Source organism: Verticiella sediminum, from assembly GCF_007558815.1.
In the GTDB taxonomy this organism is placed as follows: Bacteria; Pseudomonadota; Gammaproteobacteria; order Burkholderiales; family Burkholderiaceae_B; genus Verticiella; species Verticiella sediminum.
Window position 1 is genome coordinate 429,705 of record NZ_VLTJ01000039.1, and the last position, 13,484, is coordinate 443,188.

Here is a 13,484-nt window from a genome sequence, read left to right on the forward strand (position 1 = left end):
TTACGCATGAAAATCCATGAATATCAGGGTAAGGAACTCCTGAAGAAATTTGGCGTCGCGGTGCCGCGCGGCATCCCCGCGTTCTCGGTGGACGAGGCGGTCAAGGCCGCCGAGACCCTCGGCGGGCCGGTCTGGGTCGTGAAGGCGCAGATCCACGCCGGCGGCCGCGGCAAGGGCGGCGGCGTCAAGCTCGCGCGCTCGCTGGACGACGTGCGCAAGCTCGCTTCGGAGATCCTGGGCATGCAACTGGTCACGCACCAGACCGGCCCCGAGGGTCAGAAGGTCGGCCGCCTCTACATCGAGGAAGGCGCCGATATCCAGAAGGAATACTACGTCTCGCTCGTCACCGACCGCGCCAGCCAGAAGGTGGCCTTCATCGCGTCGAGCGAAGGCGGCATGGACATCGAGGAAGTCGCGCACTCGTCGCCCGAGAAGATCGTCACCGAACTGATCGATCCGCTCGCCGGCCTCACCGACGAGCAAGCCAAGAAGATCGCCGATTCCATCGGCCTGCCCGCCGGCACCACGCCGCAGGCCGTCGACATGTTCAAGAAGCTCTACCAGTGCTACATGGACACCGACGCCTCGCTGGTCGAGATCAACCCGCTCAACCTGGACAGCAAGGGCGGCCTGATCGCCCTGGACGCGAAGTTCAACTTCGACTCCAACGCGCTCTTCCGTCACCCCGAGATCGTCGCCTACCGTGACCTCGACGAGGAAGATCCGGCCGAGATCGAAGCCAGCAAGTTCGACCTCGCCTACATCCAGCTCGACGGTAACATCGGCTGCCTGGTGAACGGCGCCGGCCTGGCCATGGCCACCATGGACACCATCAAGCTGTTCGGCGGCGAACCGGCCAACTTCCTGGATGTCGGCGGCGGCGCCACCGCCGAGAAGGTCACCGAGGCCTTCAAGATCATGCTCAAGAACCCGGACGTCAAGGCGATCCTGGTCAACATCTTCGGCGGCATCATGCGCTGCGACGTGATCGCCGAGGGCGTCATCACCGCGTGCAAAGCCGTCAATCTGCAGGTGCCGCTGGTCGTGCGCATGAAGGGCACGAACGAAGAACTCGGCAAGAAGATGCTCGCCGAGTCGGGTCTGCCCATCATCAGCGCCGACACCATGGCCGAAGCTGCCACCAAGGTCGTGGCTTCCGCCAAGTAACCAGACACCGAGGATTCGCCACATGTCGATTCTGATCAACAAAGACACCAAAGTCATCACCCAGGGCATCACCGGCAAGACGGGCCAGTTCCACACCCGCATGTGCCGCGAGTACGCCAACGGCAAGGCCGCCTTCGTGGCCGGCGTGAACCCCAAGCGCGCCGGCGAGGATTTCGAAGGCGTGCCCATCTACGCCAACGTCAAGGAAGCCAAGGAGGCCACCGGCGCCACCGTCTCCGTGATCTACGTGCCGCCCGCGGGCGCCGCCGCGGCGATCTGGGAAGCCGTCGAGGCCGACCTGGACCTGACCATCTGCATCACCGAGGGCATCCCCGTGCGCGACATGCTCGAAGTGCGCAACCGCATGCGCGCCGAGAACCGCAAGACGCTGCTGCTCGGCCCCAACTGCCCGGGTCTCATCACCCCGGACGAAATCAAGATCGGCATCATGCCGGGCCACATCCACCGCAAGGGCCGCATCGGCATCGTCAGCCGCTCCGGCACGCTGACGTACGAAGCCGTCGCCCAGGTCACCGAGCTGGGTCTGGGCCAGTCGAGCGCCGTGGGCATCGGCGGCGACCCGATCAACGGCCTGAAGCACGTCGACGTGCTCAAGCTGTTCAATGACGATCCCGACACCGACGCCGTCATCATGATCGGCGAAATCGGCGGTCCGGACGAGGTCGACGCCGCGCGCTGGGCCAAGGACAACATGAAGAAGCCGGTGGTCGGCTTCATCGCGGGCGTCACCGCGCCTCCGGGCAAGCGCATGGGCCACGCCGGCGCGCTGATCTCGGGCGGCGCCGACACGGCCGACGCCAAGCTCGAAGTGATGGAAGCGTGCGGCATCCGTACCACGCGCAACCCGTCCGAAATGGGCAAGCTGCTCAAGTCCGTCCTGGGCTGAGCGGTCGGGGCAGCGCAGAGGGGGGCAAGACGCGGTGTCATGGCGGGCAAACACGAACCTGCCAGGCGCTGCGTCGGCGGACGCTTCCAGCCGGTTTTCCCTCTTTGCGCAGCAAATACAGGCGGCCCCGTCAGGGGCCGCTTTTCGTCAATGAGGGGATAGTTTCGTGATTGAATTCTTCCAGACCCTGAGCTGGGCGGCCGTCCTTCAGATCATCCTGATCGATATTCTGCTTGGCGGAGACAATGCCGTCGTCATTGCGCTCGCTTGTCGCAATCTGCCGCCCAAGCGGCGGCTGCAGGGCATTCTCTGGGGCACGGCCGGCGCCATCATATTGCGCGTCATCCTGATCTTCTTCGCCGTCACGCTCCTGGGCATCCCGTTCCTGAAGGCCGTGGGCGGCCTGCTGCTGTTCTGGATCGGCATCAAGCTGCTGGTTCCGGAGGACGAGGAGCATGGCAACATCGACGGCGGCACCACGCTGATCTCGGCCATCAAGACCATCATCGTGGCCGACTTCGTCATGAGCCTGGACAACGTGATCGCCATCGCGGGCGCGGCCGAGCGGGCCGACCCCGGCCACCAACTGGGCCTGGTCATCTTCGGCCTGCTGGTGAGCGTGCCCATCATCATCTGGGGCAGCACGCTGGTGCTCAAGCTGATCGACCGCTTCCCCGTCGTCGTGATGTTCGGCGCGGCGCTGCTGGGCTGGATCGCAGGCGGCCTGCTCGTGACCGACGTGTTCATCGAGCGCCAACTGGGCGGCCCGGTGGATCACTCGATCAAGATCGCAGCCGAAGTCATCGGCGCGCTCATCGTCGTGGGTATGGGCAAATTCATCGCGAGTCGCAAAAGGAGTGCTGCATGATCGTTCGACATCCTCGGCTGCAAGGCCGCCGCAAGGCCCCGCGCAGCATGCGAGGCCTCACCATCCTGCAATTGATGTCCGTGCTTGCCGGCCTGGGCATCGCTGCCTGGCTGGTGTTGACGTATCTGCAACGTTGAGCGTGTCCCGGCCTGCCGGCCGGGCGCCTCTGACGGCCCCCTCGGGGGCCGTTTTTTTTATCGGGATGAGACTCCGGCACCGGGTTTCGCTGGACTACGCCACAGCCCGATACGGCTCTTGGGAACCGGGTCTGTCCGGGGCGTCATCACGGCAAGGGATCGAACTCGACAAGACGACGCGGTTTCATCACCAGGGCGGCGTCTGCTCGCCGCCGCGGATGCGATACGGGCCAAAGCGTTCGTAAAGGAAGTCGACCAGGGCACGCGTTTTCGCCGACATATGGGCCTTGGTCAGGAACACCAGATAAATGTCCGCCGCAGGCGGCTCCCAGTTCGGCAAGACTTGTTGCAAGCGGCCGGATCGCAGATGGGGCGCTATGTCCCACTGCGAACGCAACAGAATGCCATGGCCATCGAGCGCCCAGGCCAGCGCACATTCACCATCGTTGCTGCTCAGCGTCCCGCGTATCTTCACCGTCTCCTGCCTGCCTCCGGATTGCAGATGCCACGAACCAAAGGCCTCGTCGCCTTCGCGGATGAACAAACAGTTGTGCTGCGGCAATTCGCGCGGGTGAGTCGGCGTGCCGGCCTTTGCCAAATAGGCAGGCGCAGCGCACAGCACGCGTTTGTTCGAGGCCAGTTTGCGTGCGGTGAGCCGCGCGTCCGGCAGCGTGCCGATGCGCACGGACACGTCAAATGCCTGCTCGACCAGATTGACCGGGCGATCGGTCAAGTGCAGTTGAACTTCGATATCCGGAAACGCGCGGGAGAAGTCCGACAGGGCAGGCGCGATGAAGCGGCGCCCAAAGCCCAGCGTGGCGCTGATCTTCAACAAGCCTCGCGGAACGAGCGTGGCGCCCGATACCGCTCGCTCCACCGCGTCGAGGGCGTCGAGCACCTTGGCCCCCTCTGTCAGGTAGGTCTCGCCCTCGGGGGTGAGGCTGATGCGCCGGGTGGTGCGGTTCAGCAGTCGCACGCCCAGGCGCGCTTCGAGCGCGGCGAGGCGCTTGCTGACCGACGGGGGCGTGACGCCGAGTTCCTGCGCGGCGGAAGTCAGGCTGCCGTGCTTCATCAACAAGGCGAAGAACGAGAGATCGGAAAGCGAATCCATAAGAAATTATTAGTTCTTATAGAGAAATAATCAATTGCCGATCACGACTTTGTGGTGCGGAACGAATTATTTATGATCCATCTCACGCGACCAGGTACCTGATTTCGCAGGAGATATGTCATGAATTGGCTTTTACCGGACTTTGCGCGGCACCCTGTCTATGTGGGCGGCGGCAAGGGCTCGCCGCTGCTGGCGTGGCAGGTAGCAGGCGAGGCGCTGCCCTGTTGTCGCGACATCGCGGAAGATGGGCCGGATGTGCTGCTTTCCAGGGTGATGCCGTTCCTCACTCAAGGAGACAACGCGTGAAGCCGCCGACCACCCTTTATCGCAAGCTGGTCGATTCGCACACGGTGACACAGCTCGATGAACAGAACGTTCTTCTGTTCTGCGACCTGCATCTGATGAACGAATACACCAGCCCCCAGGCGTTTGCCGGCCTGCACGAGCAGCAGCGGGAAGTCGCCATGCCGGGGCAGAACGTGGCCACGGTGAGTCACATCATTCCGACGCATCCGGTACGCAACCGCGTGATCCAGGACCCCGCATCGGCGTTGCAGGCCAGCAACCTCAAACGCAACTGCGAACGCCACGGCATTGCCCTCTTCGATACCAACGACGCGTTGCAGGGAATCGAGCACGTCATCGCGCCCGAACACGGCATGATCCGCCCCGGCATGGTGGTGATCTGCGGCGACAGCCACACCACCACCTACGGTGCGCTCGGGGCGCTGGGCTTCGGCATCGGTACCTCGGAGGTCGAGCACGTACTGGCCACACAGACCCTGGTCTACCGGCTGGCGCAGGACATGCGCATCCGGGTCGACGGGCAACTGCCGCTGGGAACTACGGCGAAAGACCTGATCCTGATGATCATCAGCCGCATCGGCGCCCAGGGCGCACGCGGCTTCGTGGTGGAGTTCTGCGGCACCGCGATCGAGTCGCTGTCGATAGAGGCCCGCTTCACGCTTTGCAACATGGCAGTGGAAGCCGGAGCGCGCGGCGCGCTGATCGCGCCGGACCGGGCCGCGGCCGACTATGTATTGGCGCGCGCGCCCGACATCGATGCCACCCAGCGAGAACTCGCGCTGGCACATTGGGCCACGCTGCGCAGCGACGAGGGCGCCCCATTCGACGTGGAGCACCGCTTCGATGCGGCGCAGGTCGCACCCTACGTGACATGGGGCACCAGCCCTGATCAGGCGGTGGCCGTCGACGGCGTCGTGCCGGCGGCCGAGGGCGCGCAGCGCACGAGCATCGAACAGGCGCAGCGCTATACCGGCTTGGCGGCCGGGACGCCGCTCGAAGGGTTGGCCGTGCAGCATGTGTTCATCGGCTCCTGCACCAACGCGCGCATCGAGGACCTGCGAGCGGTTGCTCAGGTGGTTGGAGACCGGCACGTCGCGCCCGGTTTGCGCGCGATGGTGGTGCCGGGCTCCGGCGCCGTGCGAGCACAGGCGGAGGCCGAAGGCATTGCCGCGCTGCTGATGCGCGCAGGCTTCGAATGGCGCCAGCCCGGGTGCTCGATGTGCCTTGCCATGAACGACGACGTGCTCTCGCCAGGCGAGCGCTGCGCATCCACGACCAACCGCAACTTCGAGGGGCGGCAGGGGCGCGGCGCCATCACACACCTCATGAGTCCCGCCATGGCCGCCGCTGCCGCGATCACCGGCCGCATCACCGATGTCCGCAAGCTGGAGACGCTGCCATGACCGACACATACGACCGCATCGAGGGCATTGCCGCACCGATCGCCATTGCCAACCTCGACACCGACCAGATCATGCCCAAGCAGTTCCTGCGGGGCATCGACAAGGCGGGGCTGGCGCAGGGCCTGTTGTGGGACCTGCGTTTTCATGGCGACGGCAGCCCGCGCAAGGATTTCGTGCTCAACCGCCCGGCGTATGCGGGCACGCGCATCCTCATCGGCGATGCCAATTTCGGCTGCGGTTCGAGCCGCGAGCACGCGGTGTGGGGGCTGCGGCAGTACGGCATCGACGCGGTGATCGCGCCGAGCTTCGGCGAGATCTTCTATTCGAACGCGATGAACAACCGGCTGCTCCCGGTGATGCTTCCCGAAGCCGACGTCCACGCGCTGCTCGACGCGGCCGCGGCGGCGGTGCTGCCGCTGCACATCGAAATCGACGTGCAGCGCCTCGAAGTGCGCTCGCCGCTGGGCACGCATGCCTTCGCGCTGTCGGCACGCCATCGCACCATGTTCCTCGAAGGCCTCGACCTGATCGGCGCCTCGCTGGTGCACCGATCGGCTATCGCGGCCTTCGCACAGCGTCACTGGGCTGAACAGCCCTGGACGCGCGACGTTGCGCGCCGCACGAGGGCGCGACTCGATCGTCCCGCACGTGGTGGGGGCCTGAAGACGTAGGCGGCACCCGGCAGGCTGCGCCGGTACACCCCGCACCAAAGAAAAAGCCCGCCGAGCGGCGAGCTTTCTCTTGACATCCGACGTCTGTCGGCACGCCCGCCATGCGGGCACACATGCGCAGACTCAGGCGGAGGCGCCGAGCGACTTGATCGCGGCAGCCAGGCGGCTCTTGTGGCGAGCGGCCTTGTTCTTGTGGATGATGTTCTTGTCGGCCACGCGGTCGATCACGCTGCTCGTCTTGCGGAACACTTCGTTCGCAGCGGCCTGGTCGCCGGCTTCGACGGCTTGGCGTACGCGCTTGATCGAGGTGCGCAGCATGGAGCGCAGGCTGGAGTTGTGCTTGTTGCGGGCAACGGCCTGACGGGCACGCTTGCGAGCTTGGGCGGAATTGGCCATGTATTATCCGAGTCTGTCTAGTAAATGAGCCCACCGGGCAGGCCGGTATGGGCCGATATAACGAATAGAACGCCCGGACCTAGGAAGGGACGGCTCCCATGAGCGGGCTGGGGCTCATCGGTGCAGGCGAGGGCAAGAAGCTTCTGCCGAATGGCTTGCGAAGCGTGTTGGCCCTGGGCGCTGGCGCCGATTGGGGTGCATTAAATGCGATGCATGTAAATGCAAAGCAGGAGATATTACCACCTGGCGGCCCTATGCACAAGGTTTGCCAAGCGTCAATCGTCACGACGCAAGCGGCCGATTTGCCGTTGCTGCATCAGCAGCACGGCCGCCGCGGTCACGGCGAGAAGCGCGGCCGCCGTCAGGAAGGTGCCGTTGAAGGCCGTCTCGAAGGCATCGCGCGCGGCGCCGGCGAATTGGGCGGACAGGCCTTCGGGAAGAGACCGCGCGTAGTGCAGCGCATCGTCCAGGTTCTCCCGCGCGGCCGCGGGAACGCCGCTCGCCCCGGGCGGCGCGACGAAGGCATGTCCGTGCAGCAGGGCCATGAGGCTGCCGAGCGCCGCGATGCCCAGCGCGCCGCCCAGCTCGTAGGACACCTCTTCGATGGAGGCCGCCATGCCGACGCGTTCGGCCGGCGCGCTCAGCAGCATCGCGCTCGAAGCGCCCGTCATGGTGGCGCCCACGCCCAGGCCGAGCACAGCCAGGCAGGCGAGTTCGATGCCCAGGCTGTGGCCCAGCGCGCCGATATAGCCGGCCAGCCCCAGCGCCGAGGCGGCGAGGCCGGCTCCGATGATCGCGGGCGCGCCGAGGCGGCGCATGGCGATGCCCGCGGCCGGGCCCGCGACCAGCGAGGCCAGCGGGATCGGCAGGATGTACAGGCCGGTTTCCCAGGGGCTCAGACCGTGCACCAGTTGCATGCGCTGGCTCAGGATCAGTTCGGCACCGATCAGCGCCATGGCCGCGACCACGGCCGCCACGGCGCCGCTGGAGAACACCCGATTGCGGAACAGCCTGAAATCGATCATCGGGCTGGCGAGCCGTAACTGGCGGCGCGCGAAGGCGGCCAGCAGCACGGCGCCCAGGGCGAGCGCAATCAGCACGCCGGGCAGCGGCGCCGACGGCCGGCCGGCTTCCTTGATGCCATAGGTCAGGCAGAGCAGGCCCAGCATCACCAGGATCGAGCCCGGCAGGTCCCATGCCTGGTCGCGGTTGCCGGGCCGGCGCGCGATGGCCAGCCAGGCGAGCGGCAGGGTGGCGAGCACGATGGGCACGTTGACCAGGAACACCGAGCCCCACCAGAAGTGCTCGAGCAGGGCGCCGCCGGCGAGCGGGCCGAAGGCCGCGCCGCCCGAGGCCACGGCCGCCCAGATACCGATGGCGAGCGAGCGCTCGTCCGGATCGGCGAACTCGTGGCGGATGATGGCGAGCGTGGCCGGCATCATCAGCGCTGCGCCGACCGCGAGCGTGGCGCGCGCGCCGATGAGCGGGACCGGCGCGGGCGCGTAGGCCGCCGCGAGCGAGGCCAGGCCGAACACTGCCAGCCCGGCGAGGAACATGGGCTTGTGCCCATATTTGTCGCCCAGCGCGCCGGCCGCCGGCAGCAGGCTGGCCACCACCAGCGGATAGGCGCTGACGATCCACAGGCGTTGCGCGCCGCTCGCGCCCAGCGCCTGCGTCAGGCGCGGCAGCGCGGTGTACAGGATCGTCATGTCGACGACGATGAGGAACAGGGCGATCGAGACGATCACCAGGATCAGCCAGCGATTGGATAGGGACATGCGCATGCCCGGCATAGGGGCCTTGGTCGACCCGGGAGGTAGGGCGGGGTATTATATCAATACATACGTATTTATTTAAATCCAGAGAATCGCGGAGCATCGACATGGGACGACGACGCAGCATCGATCGCGAAGCCGTGCTGGACGCGGCCGAGGCCATCGTCATCGAGAGCGGTGCGGCTGGCCTGACCATCGATGCCGTGGCCCGGGCCATGGGCATCACCAAGGGCGGCGTGCAGTACGCCTTCGGTTCCAAGGATGCGCTGGTGGACGCCATGCTCGAGCGCTGGGACCGGACCTACGAGGCGCAACTGCGCGAACTGGCCGGCGCGGCGCCGACGCCCGTCGACGCCATGCGCGCCCACATACGCATCATGCGCGAGCTGCCCGACGCCGGCCACGTGAAGGCGGCCAGCCTGATGGCCGCGCTCATCCGCGAGCCCGAGCGGCTCGCCGGCACGCGTGCGTGGTACGCCGAGCGCATGCGCGGGCTCGACGCCGCGAGCGACGAGGGCCGGCGCGCACGCCTGGCCTTCCTTGCCGCCGAGGGGGCGTTCCTGCTGCGTTATTTCGGCTTCATGGACATGAGCCGCGACGAGTGGGATTCCGCGTTCGCCGACATCGACCGTCTGGCCGGCGCCTGAGGGCCCGAGCCGGCGGGCCTGCGTCCCGCCGGCTGGACAGACGCATGCCGGCGGCAGACTGCGTGCCGATGCCCGCCCGCCCGCCGAGCCGGCGGGCTCAGGATGCGGTATGGCCGAGCAGGCGGCGCAGGCGTGCGCGCATGGGCGTGTCGGCCGGGCGCTCCAGGCCGAGCTCGCGCAGGGCATGCTCCTGGCTGTGGCCGCTCGCCAGGTCGACTTCGCGCACCACCTGGCCCTGGGCGTAGATGAAAGCCGCATTGGCCAGGGCGAGCACGTCCTCGGCGTCGTGCGAGACCATCAGCGCGGGAATGTTCCAGGCCGCGCGCACCTGGGCGAGCTCGTCGCGCAGCTCGTCGCGCAGCATCGGGTTGAGTGCGGCGAAGGGTTCGTCCAGCAGCAGGATGCGCGGGTTGGCCGCCAGCGCGCGGGCGAGGGCGACGCGCTGCTGCTGGCCGCCGGAAAGCGTGCGCGGCTTGGCGTCGGCCAGCGCGGCGAGGCCGAAGCGTTCGAGCAGCGCATCCACGCGCACGGCCTCGTCCGCAGGCAGCCGGCGCCGCGCCCAGTGCGTGAGGCCGAAGGCGACGTTCTGCCGCACCGTGAGGTGCGGAAAGAGCGCGTAGTGCTGGAAGAGGTAGCCCACGCCGCGCTGCGCCGCCGGCAGATCGATGCCGCGCGCCGCATCGAACAGCGTGCGGCCGTCCAGGCGGATGTGGCCGGCTCGCGGTCGCAGCAGGCCGGCCACGGCCTGCAGGGTGAGCGACTTGCCCGAGCCCGAGGGCCCGTAGAGCGCCACGAATGGCGCGTCGCTGCGCAGGCGCGCGGCGAGCGCGAAGCGCCGCTTGCCGTCTTCGACCGTGAGTTCGATGTCGATGTCGATCATGGCGCGGCCAGGGCTGCGCTCAGGGCTGGCCGAAGCCGTACTTTTCCAGCACGGTGCGAGCCGCGGGCGTACCCAGGAACTCGACGAAAGCCTTGGCGAGATCGGGCTCGCGGCTGGCGGCGACGACCGCCACCGGATAGGTGACCGGGGTCTGGCCTTCGGGCGTGAGCGTCACCTTGACCTTGTCGCTCATGATGGCTGCGTCGGTGCGATAGACGAAGCCGGCGTCCACTTCGCCGCGGGCCACGTAGTCGAGCACCTGGCGCACGCTGTCGGCCTGCACGTACTTGGGCTCCAGCGTCTGCCACAGGCCGGCCTTTTCCAGCACTTCCTGGGTGTAGCGGCCCGCCGGCACGCTGGCCGGCTTGCCCACGGCGATGCGCTTGACGGCGTCGCCGGTCAGGCCGTTCAGGCTGTCCACGCCGGGCCCGCCGTCGCTGGGTTCGATCAGGACCAGGGCGTTGCTGACGAAGTCGCGGCGGGTGGCCGGGTCGATCAGCGATTTCTCGGCGGCGCGGTCCATGGTTGCCTGGTCGGCGCTGGCGAACACATCGGCCGGTGCACCCTGGTCGATCTGCTGCAGCAGCGTGCCCGAGGCGGCGAAGTTCAGTTGCACGTCGGTGCCGGGATGCTCGGCACTGAAGCTGGGGGCGAGTTCCTTGAAGGCGTTGGTCAGGCTGGCCGCGGCCGAGACCGTTAGGGTAGCGGCGTGCGTGGCGAAGGGCAGGGCGACCGCCAGGGTGGTGGCGGCGAGCAGACGGGACAGGCGCATGGGGACTCCAGGATCAGCGAGGTGAGAAAAGCCGGTTGGACGCGACCAGGATGGCCACGGAAAGGACGGAAGTGACGATGACGTAGAAGAAGGCGAGATCGTCGTTGCCCGCCTGCACTGCGTCGTAAATGGCCATCGAGAGCGTCTGGGTGCGTCCGGGTATGGAGCCGGCGACCATCAGCGAGGCGCCGAACTCACCCATGGCGCGGGCGAACGCGAGCAGTGTGCCGGCCAGTATTCCGGGCCAGGCCAGGGGCAGCGTCACGCGCACGAACACCGACCAGCGCGACTGGCGCAGCGTGCTGGCCGCGGCCTCCAGCGAACGGTCGACGCCGGCGAAGGCGGCGCTGGCCGATTTCAGGACGAGCGGCAGGGCGACGATCGCCGAGGCCACCACGGCCCCGTGCCAACTGAAGATGATGGTGTAGTCCAGGTGCTCGCGCAGCCAGTTGCCCAGCGGGCTGCGGCGGCCCGCCGCCATCAGGATGAAGTAGCCGATCACCGTGGGCGGCAGCACCAGCGGCAGCATGAGGACGGCTTCGAGCAGGGTTCGCCCCGGCATGTGCGTACGTGCCACCACCCAGCCCAGGGCAACGCCCGCGAGCAGGGCGAGCACGGTGGCGACGCTGGCAACCTTGAGCGACAGGGTGAGGGGAAACCAATCCATCGTAAACGCTATGTTCCTTCGGATATGACGCATGCCGCACAAGCGCGGGAGCGGGCTTGCCGGCGTGCTTCGATATGTACGAAAGAATATAACGAAACGTGAAGGCAGGGCCACTGCCGCGCTGGGCGCGGCCAGCGGCGCCGTTCAGGGCGCGATGAGACGGCCGAGTTCTTCGATCTCGCTGGCTGCCGCCTGCCGGGCGATGGATTCGACGGCGCGATAGCGCCGTACGATCTCCTCGCCCACGTCGGTGAGCCGGGTGCCGCCGCCGTGCGCCCCGCCGGCGCTGGCGGCGACTGCGGGGGCGGCCAGGGCGCGGTTCATTTCGTCGACGAGCAGCCAGGCCCGCCGGTAGGACATGTCAAAGCGCTTGGCCGCCGCGGAGATCGAGCCGGTCTCGGCGATCGCCTCGAGCAGCGCCACCTTGCCCGGCCCGATGGCGATGGTGGCGTCACGGTAGAGGCGCAGGCGGAACTGGACGGCGACTGTCATGGCAAGGGCGGCGATCGGGGAGCCTTACTCTACCCGAGCCGCGCCCTGGCGTTCAATCCCGGTCGTCGTTGCCGGCGCCGCCGGCATCAGGGCGCAGGCCGGCGCGCCGCAGGTGGGCGTACACCGTGGTGCGCGAGACGCCGAGCTGGCAAGCCGCGGCCGCGACATTGCCGCGGTGTTCGCGCAGGGCCTCGCGAACGGCGCGCAGGGCATGCTCGTGCAGTGCGCCCGGCGCGGGCGGTGCGCTTGCGGTGCAGGCGGGCTGCGCCCGCGCTGGTTCGGCGACGGCTGCCGGGCTGTCGGCGGCGGTGGGCAGCGGGGCGTTGACCGCTGTGCGCACGCGGGGCTGCGCCCGCGCCAGCGGCGCGCGCGCGTATTGCACCCAGAGGTGCGTGCCGTCGATGGCGGGCAGCCGCAGCGGCCGGGGGGCGGGGCGAAGCAGCCCCAGGCGCTGGCCTGGGCTGGCTGCGGGGAACAGCGCCGTCGCGGCGTCCAGGGCGAGGCGGCCCCGTGCGGGCAGGCCGAGCATCTGCCTCGCGGCGCGGCTGGCGGCCCGAACGTCGCCGTCGTCGGTGACGGCGAGCACCCCGGCGAGCGGCGTGGGCAGCCAGCGCGGGTCGGGTTGCAGCCGCAGCAGATGGCAGCGCTCCAGGGTGGCGAGCAGGCGATGTTCGACAGCCAGCGCAGCCAGATGGAAGTGTTCGCGTAGTTGGACCGGGTCGCGGCGGCCCACCCCTGTGATGTCCAGCGCGCCGGCCACGTCGCCATCCAGGCCGTGGATGGGGACGGCCAGGCAGAAGAAATCCGCGAACTCGTCCAGGTAGTGCTGGCCGGCATGGACCTCCACGGGGCCGGCATCGGCAGCGGCCTCGGCGAGCACGCAGGCCGGCGCCGTCGTGCCGATCGCGCGCTCTTCGATGCGCCGTCCTGCGACGATGGGGCCGAACCGCCGCTCCCGGCTGTGCGCGCTGCGGCGGGCGTGGACGATCACGCCCGCCGCGTTGGTGCACAGTATCGTCCAGTCGGGGCCACCGAAGGCGCTCCAGAGATGTTCGGCCTCGTCGGCGACGCAGCGCGCGAGGCGCCGGTCGTCCCGGGTACGCGCGTCGGTGCCGAGCGGGGCGTAGTACGGCGCTTGCCAGGGCATGAGACCGGCATCGCGCGAGCGCTGCCAGGACCGCGCGACCGCGGGCGGCAGCAGCTCGGCGGGCACGGACCCGCCCGCCAGGAAATGGTCGCGCGCGGCCTTCAGCGCCTCGCCGGTAAGCCCGCCCGTCATGGCGCC

Annotated in this window: 16 protein-coding genes; 8 read left to right on the forward strand and 8 right to left on the reverse strand. The window is 68.1% G+C overall.

All coding sequences use genetic code 11. From position 1 onward, the window contains the following. Nucleotides 1–6 precede the first annotated feature (6 nt). The 4 genes from sucC to FOZ76_RS27610 all read left to right on the forward strand — a co-directional run bounded on the left by sucC (nt 7) and on the right by FOZ76_RS27610 (nt 3,079). Entirely contained in the window at nt 7–1,167 is a 1,161-nt protein-coding gene (sucC, locus tag FOZ76_RS21435; protein ID WP_143950304.1) for an ADP-forming succinate--CoA ligase subunit beta, read from the forward strand. A gap of 22 nt (nt 1,168–1,189) precedes the next feature. Beyond that, the gene (gene sucD, locus FOZ76_RS21440; protein WP_143950305.1) at nt 1,190–2,074 is read left to right on the forward strand and encodes a succinate--CoA ligase subunit alpha; all 885 of its coding nucleotides are present in this window, start codon (nt 1,190–1,192) and stop codon (nt 2,072–2,074) included. 166 nt (nt 2,075–2,240) lie between these two features. Continuing rightward, the gene (locus tag FOZ76_RS21445; RefSeq protein ID WP_143950306.1) at nt 2,241–2,942 is read left to right on the forward strand and encodes a TerC family protein; all 702 of its coding nucleotides are present in this window, start codon (nt 2,241–2,243) and stop codon (nt 2,940–2,942) included. Further along, on the forward strand, nt 2,939–3,079 hold the full coding sequence (locus FOZ76_RS27610) for a hypothetical protein (protein ID WP_170235567.1): 141 nt from the start codon (nt 2,939–2,941) through the stop codon (nt 3,077–3,079). Before FOZ76_RS21445 ends, FOZ76_RS27610 begins: the two co-directional genes overlap by 4 nt. A 187-nt stretch (nt 3,080–3,266) precedes the next feature. On the opposite strand, the gene FOZ76_RS21450 is transcribed toward FOZ76_RS27610, so the two are convergent. Next, the gene (locus tag FOZ76_RS21450; RefSeq protein ID WP_143950307.1) at nt 3,267–4,190 is read right to left on the reverse strand and encodes a LysR family transcriptional regulator; all 924 of its coding nucleotides are present in this window, start codon (nt 4,188–4,190) and stop codon (nt 3,267–3,269) included. A 120-nt stretch (nt 4,191–4,310) separates the two neighbouring features. Here FOZ76_RS21450 and FOZ76_RS21455 point away from each other — a divergent pair, with 120 nt between their 5' ends. From FOZ76_RS21455 to leuD, 3 genes are read left to right on the forward strand one after another with little or no spacing between them, the layout of a single operon-like run. Further along, entirely contained in the window at nt 4,311–4,496 is a 186-nt protein-coding gene (locus FOZ76_RS21455) for a hypothetical protein (RefSeq protein ID WP_143950308.1), read from the forward strand. Further along, nucleotides 4,493–5,899 carry a 3-isopropylmalate dehydratase large subunit gene (gene leuC, locus FOZ76_RS21460; RefSeq protein ID WP_143950309.1) on the forward strand — a complete coding sequence of 469 codons (1,407 nt, stop codon included), beginning with the start codon at nt 4,493–4,495 and terminating at the stop codon, nt 5,897–5,899. Before FOZ76_RS21455 ends, leuC begins: the two co-directional genes overlap by 4 nt. Further along, nucleotides 5,896–6,570, forward strand: a complete 675-nt coding sequence (gene leuD, locus FOZ76_RS21465) for a 3-isopropylmalate dehydratase small subunit (RefSeq protein WP_143950310.1) — start codon at nt 5,896–5,898, stop codon at nt 6,568–6,570. The genes leuC and leuD overlap by 4 nt, the downstream gene beginning before the upstream one ends. A gap of 123 nt (nt 6,571–6,693) precedes the next feature. Here leuD and rpsT read toward each other — a convergent pair whose 3' ends face one another. Together rpsT and FOZ76_RS21475 are read right to left on the reverse strand one after the other, a co-directional pair. Continuing rightward, nucleotides 6,694–6,966 carry a 30S ribosomal protein S20 gene (gene rpsT, locus FOZ76_RS21470; RefSeq protein ID WP_143950311.1) on the reverse strand — a complete coding sequence of 91 codons (273 nt, stop codon included), beginning with the start codon at nt 6,964–6,966 and terminating at the stop codon, nt 6,694–6,696. 275 nt (nt 6,967–7,241) lie between these two features. After that, on the reverse strand, nt 7,242–8,744 hold the full coding sequence (locus FOZ76_RS21475; RefSeq protein ID WP_143950312.1) for an MFS transporter: 1,503 nt from the start codon (nt 8,742–8,744) through the stop codon (nt 7,242–7,244). Nucleotides 8,745–8,848: 104 nt separating this feature from the next. Between FOZ76_RS21475 and FOZ76_RS21480 the strand changes: the two genes are divergently transcribed. Further along, nucleotides 8,849–9,388, forward strand: a complete 540-nt coding sequence (locus tag FOZ76_RS21480; RefSeq protein ID WP_143950313.1) for a TetR/AcrR family transcriptional regulator — start codon at nt 8,849–8,851, stop codon at nt 9,386–9,388. A 97-nt stretch (nt 9,389–9,485) separates the two neighbouring features. Here FOZ76_RS21480 and FOZ76_RS21485 read toward each other — a convergent pair whose 3' ends face one another. The 5 genes from FOZ76_RS21485 to FOZ76_RS21505 all read right to left on the reverse strand — a co-directional run bounded on the left by FOZ76_RS21485 (nt 9,486) and on the right by FOZ76_RS21505 (nt 13,478). Next, a complete protein-coding gene (locus FOZ76_RS21485; protein ID WP_143950314.1) occupies nt 9,486–10,268 on the reverse strand; it encodes an ATP-binding cassette domain-containing protein in 783 nt (260 codons plus the stop codon). A gap of 19 nt (nt 10,269–10,287) precedes the next feature. Continuing rightward, nucleotides 10,288–11,040 carry a molybdate ABC transporter substrate-binding protein gene (modA, locus tag FOZ76_RS21490; protein ID WP_143950315.1) on the reverse strand — a complete coding sequence of 251 codons (753 nt, stop codon included), beginning with the start codon at nt 11,038–11,040 and terminating at the stop codon, nt 10,288–10,290. Nucleotides 11,041–11,053: 13 nt separating this feature from the next. Beyond that, a complete protein-coding gene (modB, locus tag FOZ76_RS21495; RefSeq protein WP_211366376.1) occupies nt 11,054–11,707 on the reverse strand; it encodes a molybdate ABC transporter permease subunit in 654 nt (217 codons plus the stop codon). Between the two features lie 144 nt (nt 11,708–11,851). After that, entirely contained in the window at nt 11,852–12,199 is a 348-nt protein-coding gene (locus FOZ76_RS21500; protein ID WP_143950317.1) for a winged helix-turn-helix domain-containing protein, read from the reverse strand. Nucleotides 12,200–12,251: 52 nt separating this feature from the next. Further along, nucleotides 12,252–13,478, reverse strand: coding sequence for a helix-turn-helix domain-containing protein (locus FOZ76_RS21505; protein WP_143950318.1), 1,227 nt, complete (start codon nt 13,476–13,478; stop codon nt 12,252–12,254). Nucleotides 13,479–13,484: the final 6 nt, after the last annotated feature.